Source organism: Anatilimnocola aggregata (assembly GCF_007747655.1).
In the GTDB taxonomy this organism is placed as follows: domain Bacteria; phylum Planctomycetota; class Planctomycetia; order Pirellulales; family Pirellulaceae; genus Anatilimnocola; species Anatilimnocola aggregata.
Window position 1 is genome coordinate 3,359,542 of the sequence record NZ_CP036274.1, and the last position, 14,491, is coordinate 3,374,032.

The 14,491-nt window shown below is 58.5% G+C and carries 13 protein-coding genes; 5 read left to right on the plus strand and 8 right to left on the minus strand.

Translation table 11 applies throughout. The features are described from left to right. Window positions 1–209 precede the first annotated feature (209 nt). Entirely contained in the window at window positions 210–1,037 is an 828-nt protein-coding gene (locus ETAA8_RS12735; RefSeq protein ID WP_145088493.1) for a hypothetical protein, read from the plus strand. Between the two features lie 4 nt (window positions 1,038–1,041). On the opposite strand, the gene ETAA8_RS12740 is transcribed toward ETAA8_RS12735, so the two are convergent. Beyond that, window positions 1,042–1,881, minus strand: coding sequence for a hypothetical protein (locus ETAA8_RS12740; protein WP_145088495.1), 840 nt, complete (start codon window positions 1,879–1,881; stop codon window positions 1,042–1,044). A gap of 47 nt (window positions 1,882–1,928) precedes the next feature. On the opposite strand from ETAA8_RS12740, the gene ETAA8_RS34600 reads away from it, so the two are divergent. Together ETAA8_RS34600 and ETAA8_RS12745 are read left to right on the plus strand one after the other, a co-directional pair. Then, entirely contained in the window at window positions 1,929–2,105 is a 177-nt protein-coding gene (locus ETAA8_RS34600) for a hypothetical protein (RefSeq protein WP_202921796.1), read from the plus strand. Window positions 2,106–2,213: 108 nt separating this feature from the next. Further along, a complete protein-coding gene (locus tag ETAA8_RS12745) occupies window positions 2,214–3,503 on the plus strand; it encodes a purple acid phosphatase family protein (RefSeq protein ID WP_145088497.1) in 1,290 nt (429 codons plus the stop codon). A gap of 17 nt (window positions 3,504–3,520) precedes the next feature. Here the strand turns inward: ETAA8_RS12745 and ETAA8_RS12750 are convergent, their stop codons facing one another. The 7 genes from ETAA8_RS12750 to ETAA8_RS12780 all read right to left on the minus strand — a co-directional run bounded on the left by ETAA8_RS12750 (window position 3,521) and on the right by ETAA8_RS12780 (window position 11,076). Continuing rightward, window positions 3,521–3,949, minus strand: a complete 429-nt coding sequence (locus tag ETAA8_RS12750; protein ID WP_145088499.1) for a lipocalin/fatty-acid binding family protein — start codon at window positions 3,947–3,949, stop codon at window positions 3,521–3,523. A 126-nt stretch (window positions 3,950–4,075) separates the two neighbouring features. Next, on the minus strand, window positions 4,076–4,411 hold the full coding sequence (locus ETAA8_RS12755; protein ID WP_145088501.1) for a hypothetical protein: 336 nt from the start codon (window positions 4,409–4,411) through the stop codon (window positions 4,076–4,078). A 2-nt stretch (window positions 4,412–4,413) separates the two neighbouring features. Then, entirely contained in the window at window positions 4,414–5,157 is a 744-nt protein-coding gene (locus ETAA8_RS12760) for a BPL-N domain-containing protein (RefSeq protein WP_145088503.1), read from the minus strand. 126 nt (window positions 5,158–5,283) lie between these two features. After that, window positions 5,284–6,333 (minus strand): alpha/beta hydrolase, encoded by a 1,050-nt coding sequence (locus tag ETAA8_RS12765; RefSeq protein WP_145088505.1) that lies wholly within the window; start codon window positions 6,331–6,333, stop codon window positions 5,284–5,286. A 137-nt stretch (window positions 6,334–6,470) separates the two neighbouring features. Beyond that, window positions 6,471–6,875 (minus strand): carboxypeptidase regulatory-like domain-containing protein, encoded by a 405-nt coding sequence (locus tag ETAA8_RS12770; protein ID WP_145088507.1) that lies wholly within the window; start codon window positions 6,873–6,875, stop codon window positions 6,471–6,473. Window positions 6,876–6,893: 18 nt separating this feature from the next. Then, entirely contained in the window at window positions 6,894–7,907 is a 1,014-nt protein-coding gene (locus ETAA8_RS12775) for a DUF1559 domain-containing protein (protein WP_145088509.1), read from the minus strand. A 343-nt stretch (window positions 7,908–8,250) separates the two neighbouring features. After that, complete coding sequence (locus ETAA8_RS12780; protein ID WP_145088511.1) at window positions 8,251–11,076, minus strand: hsp70 family protein; 2,826 nt, start codon at window positions 11,074–11,076, stop codon at window positions 8,251–8,253. A 235-nt stretch (window positions 11,077–11,311) separates the two neighbouring features. Here ETAA8_RS12780 and ETAA8_RS12785 point away from each other — a divergent pair, with 235 nt between their 5' ends. After that, window positions 11,312–12,604, plus strand: coding sequence for an outer membrane protein assembly factor BamB family protein (locus ETAA8_RS12785; protein ID WP_145088513.1), 1,293 nt, complete (start codon window positions 11,312–11,314; stop codon window positions 12,602–12,604). 480 nt (window positions 12,605–13,084) lie between these two features. After that, window positions 13,085–14,476, plus strand: a complete 1,392-nt coding sequence (locus ETAA8_RS12790; RefSeq protein ID WP_145088515.1) for a DUF1501 domain-containing protein — start codon at window positions 13,085–13,087, stop codon at window positions 14,474–14,476. Window positions 14,477–14,491 lie beyond the last annotated feature (15 nt).

Sequence of the window (14,491 nt, forward strand, 5' to 3'; positions counted from 1 at the left end):
AGAGCCAGTCTCAACGGCCTACGTCGCGGCCAGCGTAACAAACGGCTGCGATTCACGCTTGGCAAATTAGTGGATGATCTCATCCCCTGCCTTCCATCGCCCCCTGCGATCCGTGTTTCTGACGGCTTTAGCAGTGTCGAACAAGCTCTGCCAGGCGACAGTTCAGAACATCAAGCTGCTTCCCCCTGCCGTATTGCCGGAGAGCCCCCATGTCACCCGATAAACTTCGCGACTACCGCAACTGGTACGACCTGAACGCCGAGCAAGTCCTCACGGCCGTGCAAAATACCCAAGGAGGCTGGGCGACAGTTTTCCCGAAGGGGATTCCGTGCTGGGCGAGCCGCCTCCGCAACTATTTCAACGTCACACCGAAGTTCCTGATGCGTTACGACTCGCAGCGGGAGGGGACGAATTACTACAAGCATCTGGTCAAACGAAGCCTGATGGAATGGCATGCGCTGCACGGGGCCGTGTACAAGGACAAGCAGAACCGCGATTGGCTGCAGATGGCGACCGCAGCCGCCATCTATCACTACTCTGGAGAGAACAACAATCGCAAGAAGGTCGCGGCTTACATCAAACCGCAAATGATGATGCCGATCTTCAAGCTGATCTCGCCCGATGGTACCGGCGGGTCGCGGGAACTTGTTCTCACCAACCCCAAAGGCTGGATCTTTGGCGACAGCACGGTCGCCGAAGTGTGCGAGTGGAAGTACCTCCGCAACCGGGTCGTTCTGCAAGAACCCTACGAGGGAAGCTACAACTACGCCGAGACCATCACCAGCGGCTACGATGAGCACGTGAAAGCCGATGTCGACACCCACCGCGAATGGCCAGGGTTCTACATTAACCCTGACCCCGACTCGGCACTCAAGGACCGCGGCTTCCCCGAACGCGACGGCCGCGGCGCTCTGCTCTTCGAGCAAGTGAAGTACATCAGCCCGGCAGTAAACGCCTCACCCAAGCGAACCAACATCATCCCCAGAAGCCTCGCCGCCTCGCACCTGCCGCCCATGGCCGATCCAGATACCTGGTAAGGCTCTATTCCTCACCTGGAAGCCACAACTTAAAAGCGTCCCGAATATCTGGAACGAGTTGAACTAGGCATCGGATTACGTACTTCCATTTGGTTGCTTTGATTGCACCGTGCTTCGAGAAGATTCCCGTTTGGATGCCAACTACCTTCATTTCATCAGGGGTCCAAGCAGGTGACAGTTGAGTTGTTGAAAGTCGCCATACCGCGCAGCCACTAATCCCCTCAAGGCTCTTTGGGCAAGGTGCTGGTGGATCGAGGTCCATCAGCATGTGTAAATTGGGATTGAACGAGGGAACTCTCTCGGGCGCTTCGAGTGGGCCAGTAATTAAGGGCATTGGAGTCAAGTTGATCATGAGTGCATTCAGATCACTCGACGACCACTCCGTTGGATAACCGACCAGGAAGTACACCCCAGATGTAACATCTGCGGATATGGAAATGCTGCCCCGATTTAAATAGGACTTTCCCGTGAGAGAGTCGATGGTTTTTTCGTGCAACTTCCAAACGGCGATGTCGAGATCGTCGCCATCTGCTGCGTGTTGGTTACTGGAAGTATCATTCGCGGTTTCTGTTGCGTTGTATTGTCCGTATAACCGAACGAGTTTTCCTGCCCCATTCTCAACGAGAAGGACAAGGTCCTTGTAGTGTTGTTTGCCTCTTAAATACTGCTTGATCGCATGGCTCGCCGTCACTAGGAAGCGATGAGAGCCGAACGCGAACAAGGTTCCTGTCGCATGCTGATAGACCTTGCCGCCGTATGCCGCCAATATTGGGGTGGAATAGGACTGCATTATTGGCGTCAAACGATCAAGGATGACGTTGAACAAACCATCGGAGGGTCGCATATCCCGGTCCTCTGCCTGGGCTCTGGAGTTCTGCAGGAAAGACTACCATGAATAGCGGTGATGCGGTCGGTATTCTGCAGCGCGAGATGGTGGCGGTCAGCTCGATGATGGCGGTTGTTCTCGTGAAGGTGGACGAGAAATCAAGCCTATTTGCGGCGCGGCCCCTCACCCCGGCCCTCTCCCCGGAGTATCGAGGAGAGGGAGTTCAGGCACTTGCCTTCTGACCTCTGACTCCCGACCGCCGACCGCGCGCTTGCAACTCCTCCGCAGGGTCGTCATAGTCGAGATTCATTCCTCCGCTATAAAGCTCCGCCTGTCTGGATGTAGTTGCAATGTCCCAGTTCGATCGCCGTCATTTTCTGATTGCCTCACTGGGTTCCGCTGCGGGCTGGTCGCTGAGCAGTTCGCTGGCAGTTGCTGCCGACAGCAAGTCGAGTGAAAAGAAGCAGGCGTTGGTCTTGCCGTCGGCCAGTATTCCCGGCGAACCGACGTCGCTGTTTCTCACCTGGTGGACCGACCCCACCACGACGATGGTCATTCAATGGATCGGGCTGGCCGAGCAGAAGTCAGTCATTCATTACGGCCTGCATAAGTCGAGCGACAGCCTGGTGGCCCGCGTTTTGACCAAGCCGTTTCCCGATACCACCTTGAAAGTTCATCGCTGTGAACTGACGGGCCTAAAGCCCGATACCGATTATCAATTTCGGATCGACGACTCAAAGCGGAACTATCGCTTCCGCACGATGCCGGCGAAAGCAACAAATACCATCCAGTTTGTTTCCGGCGGCGACTGTGGCACGGGTTCGGCAGCGCTCGAGACCAACCTGCTCGCGGCCAGGCAAGATCCGCAGTTCGCGTTCATCGGCGGCGATCTGGCCTACGACAATGGCAAGTCCCCCAAAACGTTTTTGACGTTCCTCGAAAACTACAGCAAGACGATGCGGGACTCGCAGGGGCGCGTGATCCCCATGGTCACCTGCATCGGCAATCATGAAGTGACGACCAGCGGCATCTTGGGGACGAATTTGCTTGCGACGAGAAAGCCCATCGCGCCGCACTATCTCTCGGTCTTCGACGGCATTTTTCACGACTCGACCTATGGTGTGCTCGACTTCGGCGACTATCTGAGCCTGGTGATGCTCGATACTGGTCACATCGCGCCGGTGAAAGGTGCGCAGACAAGCTGGCTGGAAGATGCTCTCAAGTCGCGGCAGTCGCTGCCGCATTTGCTGGCGGCCAATCATGTGCCTGCTTATCCCTCGCATCGCTCGTTTGAGAATACGGGCAAGGAGAACCGCAAGTACTGGTGCCCGCTGTTCGAGAAGTACAACGTCGATGCAGTGCTCGAACATCACGACCACACATTCAAGCGCACGCACCCGCTCAAGGACGGTTTGTACGACAAGCATGGCGTGCTCTACTTGGGCGATGGTTCCTGGGGCAAGCTTCGCCCAGTCACTCGATCGGAAGAGCGGCCCTATCTGGCCAATTTTGGCGAGTCGTACCACATCAGCGTGCATCGGCTGGAAGGAAATCAGCGGTATCACCTCGCGCTGACTTCCTCGGGTCGAATCGCCGATATCTGTCAAACCAATGGCAAGCGAATTGCGCGGCGCGGTTAATCGTTATGTGATTTGAATTATCGATCGACGCTCGTCTTCGTCGCTGCTGCGGTCGTTACGACGGGTTTGGAGGTTTTCTTTTCTTTCAATTCAAAGTGGCCAGCATAACGCGAGCCGCCGAACTTCCCTTTAAACATGGCCGGTGACTCGTCATCGATCACACCGGTCCAGGTGTAGTCAGCATGGTCGATGACCGCCGTTCCCTGCAGCGACGATTTCGGCCCTATGAACTTCACCGTGTAATCGAAGGGGACACCTTGCCAGATGCCATAGAAGCGTCCCTGCATTTTGTTATCGCCTAAATCCTTCACTACGGCGGTCATAATGCCGTCGAGTTTGCGATTCGTGGTTTTCCATGGTCCTTCGAACACCCGGTCTTGCCCTTCGACATGCATCGATCCGGCGAAAAAGGCAGCAAAAATCAGCGCGTAGTAATACCATCGCATGACGAATCTCCTGCGGGAGCGGAATCACTTTGGTTGTATTTCCCCCGGATGACGAAAAAATAAGCAACTACCGTGCCTAGAAGCTGTCGCGTGACAGTAGCACAATGAGCAAGCGTAGAAGGAGCTTTAACAGGTGTAGGGCGAGCGGACGATGATGCGCTCGGGCTTGCGGCGATAGATGAGTCCGCTGGTGCGGGCCGCCTGTTCGATGGCTTCGAGTTCTGCTGCGCCGAAAGCGCCGCCACTCCCCTGCCCTGGCGTCTGCTGGTCGAATTCGAGTTCCAGCGTTTCGTAGAGCTTGTAGTTGAACTCCGGATCGGCCGCGAGTTCTTCTTCGCCGATCAGTTCGGCAGGCGGGATGAGCTTGATGAGTGACTTGCCGTCCGACATGCGCCAGATGGCCACGAGCGACGTTGTGCCGGCTGGATTCAACTTCCTAAGAAACTCGGCCCACTGCGACATGGTTACTTCTTCGTTCCCGTCGACCAGCGAATGCCGGCGTACAAGAGTGCATCTTGTCCTTCGGTCATTTCCGGATGCGGGCTGTAGCACAACACGCGCCCCGCGCCGTACTCCGCACTCACGATGGCTGAGGTGCCGACCATCACGCCCATCGGAGCGCCGTTCTTCGCGACTTCGGTTTCGAACCTCGCGAGTTCTTGATAAGCGGGCAACTCTTTATTCTCGGCAGGGGCTAACAGCGGACCCTGATGATAATGCAGCGTGAGCCGATCCTTCGATTCACCGAGCAACTGTTTGCCGGGTTCGGGCAGAGAAACTTCAAGGTCAGCAATTCCGCGGGCCCAGTGCTGCTTGTCGATGACCTTGGCATTGAGAATATGCAGCGACCATTTGTAATCGCAGGTCGCCAGGTAAGCTCCGGCACAAATGCCGACGTAGCCACCGCCATCCTTCACAAACTGCTTGACCTTCGCCCGACCATCTTCGCCCAGCACATTCCCTTGCCAGCTGCTGCTGCCGCCGGGAGCGATCAGAACAGCAAACGGCTGCTTCAGTTCACCAGCGCGAATCTGCTCGGCCGTGATCTTCTGAAACTCAAAATCTTTCGACCGTTCCAACGCCGCGATCAGCTTTTCGCGACTGCGGCTGTAGCTGTTATCGTCGAAGATGGCGAGTTTGAGTGGTTCGCCAGCGGCAAGCAGGCTGGGCAGCAGGAGAATGAAGAATAGCGTGAAGTTGCGCATCATGAATTAGGATTCCATTCTCACAAGACTCTTTGTGACTTCAGGGGGCAGGCCCATCGCCCCAACCCTCTCCCCGGCCGTCTTTTCGAAAACAGGGCGAGGAGAGGGAGTTAGGAGTAGGGAGGACACTTATTTGCCAGTCAGCTTCGCGATGAGGAACTTGGCGACGGTGCCGAACTCCTTATCTTCAGCCGTTTCGTACTGCACGATGCACTGCACGCCGGCAGGCTTGCAGCGTTCGGCCAGTTTCACGCCGTACATGGGCGAGTGAGTTGGGTCCGGAGCTGATTCGCCGAGCACCGGCGGCCTCTTGCCGGTGTAGTCGAGGAACAACGGCGGATCATCTTTGCTGACGAGTTCGATCGGCGAATATTCCTTGATCCAGGGCATGACTTGGTCGCGATTGGCAATCAGCAGGTCGAACTCGGCGGCGCGGTCGCGTCCCGGTCCGGCAAAGCCGAAGGCGTGGCCACCGTAGATGGCGTTGGGCATCCATTCGCGCAGTTCTTTGGGATCGAGCGAAGTTTGCGCACCGCTGACGGCTGCTGCTTGCAGCTTGGTCGATTCGCGGGCGATGGGATCGCTGCTCTTGGGGTCGGCCAGGTCATCGTGCAATGCGAGCCACAGCGATGTGCAAGCGCCAGCGGAACCGCCCGTCGCGCCGACGCGAGTCGGGTCGAGATTCCATTCCTTCGCCTTCGAGCGAATGGTTTGCAGCGCGCGGGCCGCATCGTGCAACGGAGCCTTCACCGGCGGCACAACCTTTTGTTCCATGGCCTGATCGATAAAGCGATAGTTGATCGCGGCGACCGAAATGCCGGCATCGAGATAAGGCTTGATCGTGGTGGTACCGTAACCGGTCTTGTCGCCGTTCTTCCAGCCGCCACCGTGAATCAGCAGCACGACCGGCGTGGGCTTGTCGCTCTTGGCTTGCCAGAAGTCAAAGCGTTGACGTTCACTGTCCTTGCCGTATTCATAATTGGCAACCGTGGGTGCGAGCCGTTCCGGGGGAGCCTTTTTGGCAGGTGCTTTTGGTTCGACAACTTTGCTCTTCGGCGCGTCGGCCTTGGATGCAGCCGTCTTTGGTTCAGCAGCTTTTTTCTCTTGAGCAAAAGACGAAGTGACAGGCAGCAGGCCGAGCAGCAGTGCTGCGGCGGCCAGCCAATGAGTGGAACGCATGGGCAAATCTCCGGAAAGAGAGCGGATGAACTCGTTACGAGCCGCTTAGTCTGGAGAGGCCCGCGCGCGAAGTCAAGCGCTCGTACGGTTCGCCAGTGAGAGCAATGCTCGGCCCGTGATGGTCCAAATAGCAGAGCCTACTTGGAAACCAGATCAAAGTTCAGAGTTTGATTGCCCGGGCCGACATCGCGCACCAGTTCGGATTGGCGATTGTATTTGGTCGGCACCCGTTCGCGCTCGCGCGGTTTCGACTCACGAAAGCTGGTGATGCGGACGACATTTTTACCGACCAGTGCGCCGATCTGATCGTTCGTGAATTGCAGGACGTAATTTCCCTGTTCATCGGTCACGCCATAGGCAGGAGAGCCACCTTCGGGCTGAAACTCCACCGTGCAAAACTCGAGGGGCTGACCATCGAGCGTGACCTTGCCACTGACGCGACCAAAGTCCGCTTCACGGCAGCCGGTGGCAAATGCGAGAACCGAAGACAAACAAATGGAAACGGAGAATCCGAGTTGCTTTGAAGTACCCAGCCAATTCATGCAGCAAGATCCTGTCGCTTAGTAGCCGGCCACCGGTTGTCCGTCGTTGCGCATGCCCAGCCGCTGATAGGCACCCAGCATTGTCACATCAAGCGGGCTGCCGGTGGTGCTTTGCGGGTCACCCGCGCTGATGTCGTAGTGAATCGTGTTGCTGATAAAGTGCACACTGCCATCGCAGAACAAAAACATACCGCCGCCGGGATGCAAACTGCCGAAGCCCTCGGTGCAGGACGTATCGCTGCAGAACGTGGGCGGCTGGCGCGGGTCGTTTAGCTTGACGCTCACTCGCCCGCGCAAATGATACGAGCCCCACATATCGGGCCCCGGCGGATTGCGCGAACCAGCCCAAACTCCCGCGCGACAACGGAAATCGCGCTCACCAACGGCAAAGGTTTGGCTCAGGCCATCGACAATATCCTTCATGCCGTAAGCCCTGTTCGCATGCAGGATGCCCGTGCGCAATTCTTCGTTGTTGTGCCCGTTTACACCGTTGGGGTCGAAGAAGCCGCCGTTTCCCATGTAATTGTTGGTCGCCATCTCGAAATCGATGTCGCAACCATTGCATTCAAAGTGTCGATGGCACGACAGTCCGCTCTTGCCAGCCGGCGAAAGTGCGGGCGTGATATCTGACGGGCAGCGATACATTTTCAATTTGGTTTGCAGGAACTTTTGCTGGGTGGTGTCTTTCACCACGTCCCACAGGCGGCGCTCACTCACGCCCGCTTTCTCGAACAGTCCCTGCTGTTCCATGTACGGCAGCAGAAACGCGGGCCAGCCCCATTCGGCCTCGTTCCCCGCCTTCATGATCCAGCCCGAAGGGAGCGTCTGATACGTGTCGTGATAGTTGTGTAGTCCGACGCCAATCTGCTTCAGATTGTTCGTACACTGTGCTCTCCGGGCAGCCTCGCGGGCCGCTTGCACCGCCGGCAGGAGCAGCGCCACCAGGACGCCGATAATGGCAATCACGACCAGCAGTTCCACGAGTGTGAAGCCGCGAACACCTTGGTTCTGAATACCAACAGATCTGCGCATCGCTCAACCTCCCCGATCATTGCCCGCTGGCGCTGCCGAATGGAGAGACGCGCGGGAAAATTCAACCAGGACAGAACCTCAGGCAACAGGCTGACGCAGGACGAGATGGTTCGAACGAACTAACAGTGAAAAGAGTGCAGCACTCGCCCCGTGCCGACCATTGGGCGGATGATATAGCACCGTTAGGGGAAATTCAATCAGCGAAATTCAAGTTCGCCAAAGAAATAATTTCCCGGAGCCAGAAGCGTCAGCGGCGCGGAGAGTATTTGCTTGATATCTCCTGCTGTACTCTCCGCGCCGCTGACGCTTCCGGCTCACTGTGACTGCATCGCTCGATGGCTTTTTACGCGCCGCCTAAGCGCAAGCCCTTCGGCAAGCTTTCGCCGAACGCGCGGGACTGTTCTTCGACGTCGAGCTGGCCACCAGCGCGGACGAGTTCCAAGATGTGGGCCGCTGCGTTTTGTTGTTCGAGCCAAGCGAGGACGCGGTCGCGAATGAGCTCGGGAATGTCTCGATAGCGGTCGCCCGTCTTGCGGGCTAGTTGAACGACGGCAAAGACCGTTTGCGCATCGGGCGTTTCGATTTGCAGCAGCGCATGGAGCCAGGTGGCCGCAACGTCCGCGGCGACGACCGTGTTGAGTGGGCCATACATCGGCTGCCGAGCGCCAAGGCGGCCGAGCGTCCACTGCATGGCCGGGCGAATTCCTTCCAGCTTCTTCTTGGGCAGCAGATCAACGAGCAGCGTCCCCAGTTCGAGCTTGATAGTGCCGGGCAGAAGCTCGAGCGAACCGAGGAGCCGCAGGACCTCAATGGAGTCTTGCACACTAAATGCCGCGGCCTGCTTGCCGCCGGCGGTGCTCTGCTTGTGCAATTGCCTGACGAGCGCCAGAAGTGGCTCGGCGATCGCCCGCTGCTGACCGGCTGAGAAGCCGCCGGCGATGCGCCGCCACAAAATGAGCGACTCCGTCCTGCTGCTCGCAGCAGCGTGTGCCAGTTTGCCTTGTACGGTTTTCCAAGTTTCGGCAACGCGCCAATCATCCACCGCCAGGCCATAACCGGGACGCAGTGCATAGCCAAGCAAGTTAAGCCAGCGGGCTTCGTGAACGGCCGATTTCTTTCGCCCCGCTTCGAGCGCGAGGAGTGCTTCCCACAAGCGGCGGAGGAGCGACGTCGGCCAATCGGCACGATCCATTTCCAGCGCGGTGGTCAGCCCTTTCATCAGCGAGTCTGGCTTCTCCGTGCTGCCCGGGCCAAAGACATTTTCCAGCACTTGCTGACAAGCGGCCCAGGTCTGCTCGTCGACAAAGCCTTCTTCTTCGGCTGCCGATTGATGGGCCGTCAGATCGGTTTGCGTCGTGGAACGAACATCGAACTGCAACTTCCAACTCCGCTCGCCCCGCTGCTCGGCACACCATAGTTCGAGGGTGCCGATTTCGGTGAGCATGGCATGCAGCTTGACGGAGACCATGCCCCGCTCGCTGCGGCGACGCGTCTTCAGGGCGGTGCGAATCGGTGGCAGCGGCGTCATTTGTTCGCGATCGACGGAAAAGACTTCGCCCGGACGATCGGCAAGCCGTGTGCTCGACACATAGAGCGGAAACTCGACCGGTTCGCTGACGAGGAGTTCCAGCGGGCGGTCGAGGACCACTTCCTGTCCCGGTTCCGCATTGCCAGGTAACAGGCAGATCGCGGACGGCGGCTCCGATTCAAAGCCGATGTAATACGTCCGCGCCAGCGAAGCTGCGATCCGCACACCTTGCCCACGCCGCACCATGCCGTAATAGGCGGCCCCGCGGGCCACGGCCAATTCCAGCCGGTCGTTTTCCAGAACGGTTGGCTGCCACGGTTTCTCTGGCGTGCTGAACCAACTGGTCACCACATCGACCACGCGTTGCTGCAGCAATTTCGAAAGAAATGCGCCGCCGTTGAACAGCAGCACGTCGGGCCGCGCGGGATCTTGCCCGGCAGGCAGATTCACATCGTCGAGCGCGACATTGCGATGCGCAGTAAGAAACGCGGCCAGATAACGCGTGATCGCCGCGTCGTTGGCATACGGCAGTCCAAACTCTTGAAAGCCCGAGCGCCGCGCGCTGGGCTTGTCGTTCAAACTCACATGCGGGCAAAAACCTTCGACGAGGACTTGCCGCACTTCGTCGCGGGTGACCGTCAGCGACGAACTACTGCCAATCAATTTCGAGCCCGTCGTCGGCAAGCTCACGCTGCGCTGCTCGGGGGCCGGGTCGGCCAGCATCTCTTCTTTCAACTGCCGCGCCAGCCGCAGCAGAATGTCCCACTGACGCGGCTGCAGCTTGCCCCCTTTGGTAAAGCGTGCTTCGAGATGCTGCGCAAGTGCCAGGTCGAAGTTATCGCCGCCGAGAATCAAGTGATCGCCGACGGCGACGCGGTGAAACTGGACGCGGTCCCCTTCGCCGCGGCGGACACGAATCAGCGTGAAGTCGGTGGTGCCACCGCCGACGTCGCAGACGAGGATCTTCTGCCCAGGAGTGACGCGCTCTTCCCAATTCGCCGCGTGCTTGTTGATCCAAGCGTAGAACGCCGCCTGCGGTTCTTCGATCAATACCACCCGCGGCAGTCCCGCCCGGGCCGCGGCCTGCACCGTCAATTCGCGAGCCACTTCGTCGAACGACGCCGGCAGCGTGAGGACAACATCTTGCTGCTCGAGCGGTTCGGTCTTGAAGCGGGCATTCCAGGCTGCCCGGAGGTGCGCGAGATAACGACTGCTCGCGGCAACCGGCGATAGTTTTTCGACATCCTCGGCCGCATGCCACGGCAGCACATCGGCGGTCCGATCGATGCCCGTATGACAGAGCCAACTCTTGGCTGATGAAATCGTCCGGCCAGAAACCTGCGCACCCCAATCGCGGGCCATCACACCGACGCAACTCGCCGGCTCAGCAGTATCCCAAGGCAATTTCAAACCGCCAGCGGGAATCTCGCCCGCCGGAGGCTGGTAATGAAACGACGGCAGCGTTTCGCGCGGCTCGATCTGGCTCGGGGCGACAAGCTGCGGAACCTGCAGCACCCGAATCGGCCCGTTCTTCTCCTGCGTATCTACGTAGCAAAGCGCTGAGTTGGTCGTCCCCAGGTCGATTCCCACGACATAGCGACTGGGGAGTTCGGTTTCGAACGGCGCGGGCGTAGCATCCATGAATGGGCGGACAAGCAAAGGGGCGAGAGGACGGAACCGCCCTCATTGAACCCGCTGGGGTGAAGTTTGGAAACCGGTGTTCCCGCGTAGGGTGGGCCTCGTGAAACTCGGCCCACCCTACACCCGGTTTACGGCCGCCCCGATCGTTGCTGAAAGGTTGTGGCGGAATCGCCGTTATAGCTATGATCTGTATGCCCCGTTCACTACTCACGCATCCACCCGCCAGGTTCTCCCCATGATTAACGCTTCCCCACTTCGTAGCATTCTTCTCTTCCTGTTGCTTGGCCCGTTCGCGATGGGTTCTGTGGCGTTTGCACAAGAAAAGGGTGTCGCCGATTTTCCCCAGTTATCGGCAGAAAACGATTGGCCGTGGTGGCGGGGGCCGCAGCGGAATGGCATCGCCGTGGGGAAAGCGCCGATTCAATTTGGCGATTCACAAAACGTGAAATGGAAAGTCCCGGTACCCGGCCGCGGTCACTCGTCCCCGATTGTCGTCGGAAATAAGATCTTTTTGACCTCGGCCGACGAAGCGCAGCAAATTCATGCCGCTCTCTGCTTCGACCGGACAACGGGCAAGCAGCTTTGGCAGACGGAGATCAGCCGGGGCGGTTTCCCGGACGACAACCACGCGAAAAATACCGAAGCGACTCCCTCGGTAGCCTGCGATGGCGAGCGGCTGTTCGTGACCTTTTATCATCACGAGCAGGTGCAGGCGACGGCGCTCGATTTGAACGGCAAAAAGTTGTGGCAGAAGTTCGTTGGCGACTTTCATCCGCAGCGCTATGAATATGGTTATGCACCTTCGCCCATTCTGTACCAGAACACGGTGATCATCGCCGGCGAGTGGGAAAAGACGAGCTTTCTCGCGGCCTTTGATCGCGCATCCGGTGCTGAAGTGTGGCGCACCAAGCGGCCGAGCAGCATCAGCTTTTCGACGCCGGTGATCGGCCACATTGCCGGTAAGGATCAACTGCTGCTGAGTGGTTCGCAGCAAATCGCGTCGTACGATCCGGCGACCGGCAAACCACTGTGGACCGCAGCTGGCTGTGCCGCTGCAACCTGCGGCACGATCGTATGGGACGGCGACATTGTCTTCGCCAGTGGCGGCTACCCTCAATCCGAAACGATCGCCGTTAAAGCCGACGGCAGCGGTCAGGTAGTTTGGAAGAACAATCAAAAATGCTACGAGCAGTCGATGATTACGACCGGCGGCCATTTATACGCCCTGACCGACAACGGCATTCTCTTCTGTTGGCGGGCCAGCGACGGCCAAGAAATGTGGAAGCAACGACTCAAAGGCCCGGTTAGTTCGTCCCCCGTGCTCGCTGGCGGGCATATCTATTGGGCGAATGAACTGGGCACGCATTACGTCTTTAAGCCCAATCCCGAACGCTTGGAAATCGTCGCCGAGAATCAACTCGGCCGTGATTCGTTCGCCAGCCCGGCCATCTGCGGCGGGCAGATGTTCCATCGCACGGCGATGCAAGTTGGTGGCAAGCGGCAAGAGTTTTTGTTTTGCTTGGAGTAGGAAATGCGATGCATCCTTATCCGGATTCGAGAAAATCGCGGCCATTTGCACCCTGGAAGCCGTTTTGGTTCTTCCTGCGGATTTTAGGTTATTTTGCAGCGATCCTAGGCGTCTCAGTCGCGTGCTTGTGGTTTTGCGAAATCCTATTTGGCATGGTTGGCATTATTGCGGTCATTTGTTACCCGCTACTGATCGTCGGTTTTGTCGGTGTGTCATTTGGTGCATTTGCCGGGATCATCTCGCTGTGGATTGGTGCTTGCACGCGGTGCCCAAAATGCGGTTCGATATTCGCCGGACGATACTTCGCAACCGAGTGCAGTAATTGCCATATCTCTTTGCAAGAGCTTGAATCGATGCCAAACATTGATTCGCGGACCACCAACAGATAGACTCAACTACGCATCAACAACCGCTAATGCCCCCGCCGATAAGATAAAAGCAGTTCCCCCCTGCCCCGCTTCCCGCCTGGAATTTTGCCCGATGGACCGCATCCCTGGCTGTGCTGAATTTCGGAAGACGCTCGAGTTGAACCGCCGTGGGCTGTTGCGGTTGGGCGCGCTCGGGGCGAGCGGGCTGACGTTGGGGCAATTGTTGGCCGCCGATTCGCAGGCCAGTGAAGCGGGCACGGCCTCGAAGAAAGATACTTCGGTCATCATTCTGTGGATGCGGGGCGGGCCGAGTCAGCTGGAGTTGTGGGATCCCAAGCCCGATGCGCCGGCCGAAATTCGGGGCGAGTTCGGCACAATTGAAACCAAGGTTCCCGGCATTCGCCTGGGCGAGCACTTGCCGCTGTCAGCGAAGATGATGGACAAGTGGTCGATCATCCGCAGCATGCACTTTCGCGCGGAAGATGGCCTGACCGATCACAGTTCGGGTGACCAGGTTTGCTTCACCGGCTATCCCGCGGCCAAAGATCCCAGCAGCAACATCAGCCCGAGTGTGGGCTCGGTGGCGAAGCGACAACTGCAGGGATTTTCGCCAGAGATTCCCGCCTATGTAATGATCCCGAAGATGGTCCCCGGGACCGACGCTTCTTATTTGGGCGCGAATTGCAAACCGTTTGAGACGCAGGCCGATCCGGGGAATCTGGAAACGCCCTTCAGCGTGCCGAATCTCGATTTGAGTGGCGGGCTGTCGGTCGATCGGATCGAGTCGCGGCGGCAATTGGTTTCGAGCCTCGATCAGATCCGTCGCTCGGTCGATCAGTCGGGGCAGATGGCCGCGCTCGATACGTTCAATCAACAAGCTTGGGAAATTGTGACCGGCCCTAAAGCGCGCGAAGCCTTCGACCTGGAGAGCGAGCCCCGCGCGGTGCGCGAGCGGTATGGCTTTCCCGAATCGTACACGCCGCGAATGCGAGCCGGTGGCGATCGGCCAAATTGGCCCCAGCGGTTGTTACTCGCGCGGCGCTTGGTGCAGGCTGGCGTGCGACTGGTAACCGTCGACTGCCGTTGGTGGGATACGCACGACGACAATTTCTGGGCGCTCAAGAACGGCTTTCTGCCGCCGTGGGACATGGCCTACACCGCGCTGCTTGAAGACCTCGAGCGGCACGGCCTGCTTGAAAAGACGATGGTCCTGGCCTGGGGCGAAATGGGTCGCACGCCGCGCGTGAATGCGACGGCTGGGCGCGATCACTGGGCACGCGTCTTCAGCGTGGCGATGGCTGGGGGCGGCATCCAGGGGGGCCGCATTGTGGGTTCGTCTGACAAAGAGGCTGCGATTCCCAAGGACAACCCAAAGATCGCGCAGGACGTGCTCGCCACGCTCTATCGCCACCTTGGTGTGAACACCAAGGCCAGCTACCTCAATCACTTCGGCCGCCCAATGACGGTGCTGCCCTGCGGCGAGCCGATTCACGAGCTGTTTTAAGCCTGACTGAAACTC

Excerpts from the sequence above, each read along its gene's own strand:
- ETAA8_RS12735 (WP_145088493.1), top strand. The coding sequence starts at position 210 with ATGTCACCCGATAAACTTCGCGACTACCGCAACTGGTACGACCTGAAC.
- ETAA8_RS12740 (WP_145088495.1), bottom strand. The coding sequence starts at position 1,881 with ATGCGACCCTCCGATGGTTTGTTCAACGTCATCCTTGATCGTTTGACG.
- ETAA8_RS34600 (WP_202921796.1), top strand. The coding sequence starts at position 1,929 with ATGAATAGCGGTGATGCGGTCGGTATTCTGCAGCGCGAGATGGTGGCG.
- ETAA8_RS12745 (WP_145088497.1), top strand. The coding sequence starts at position 2,214 with ATGTCCCAGTTCGATCGCCGTCATTTTCTGATTGCCTCACTGGGTTCC.
- ETAA8_RS12750 (WP_145088499.1), bottom strand. The coding sequence starts at position 3,949 with ATGCGATGGTATTACTACGCGCTGATTTTTGCTGCCTTTTTCGCCGGA.
- ETAA8_RS12755 (WP_145088501.1), bottom strand. The coding sequence starts at position 4,411 with ATGTCGCAGTGGGCCGAGTTTCTTAGGAAGTTGAATCCAGCCGGCACA.
- ETAA8_RS12760 (WP_145088503.1), bottom strand. The coding sequence starts at position 5,157 with ATGATGCGCAACTTCACGCTATTCTTCATTCTCCTGCTGCCCAGCCTG.
- ETAA8_RS12765 (WP_145088505.1), bottom strand. The coding sequence starts at position 6,333 with ATGCGTTCCACTCATTGGCTGGCCGCCGCAGCACTGCTGCTCGGCCTG.
- ETAA8_RS12770 (WP_145088507.1), bottom strand. The coding sequence starts at position 6,875 with ATGAATTGGCTGGGTACTTCAAAGCAACTCGGATTCTCCGTTTCCATT.
- ETAA8_RS12775 (WP_145088509.1), bottom strand. The coding sequence starts at position 7,907 with ATGCGCAGATCTGTTGGTATTCAGAACCAAGGTGTTCGCGGCTTCACA.
- ETAA8_RS12780 (WP_145088511.1), bottom strand. The coding sequence starts at position 11,076 with ATGGATGCTACGCCCGCGCCGTTCGAAACCGAACTCCCCAGTCGCTAT.
- ETAA8_RS12785 (WP_145088513.1), top strand. The coding sequence starts at position 11,312 with ATGATTAACGCTTCCCCACTTCGTAGCATTCTTCTCTTCCTGTTGCTT.
- ETAA8_RS12790 (WP_145088515.1), top strand. The coding sequence starts at position 13,085 with ATGGACCGCATCCCTGGCTGTGCTGAATTTCGGAAGACGCTCGAGTTG.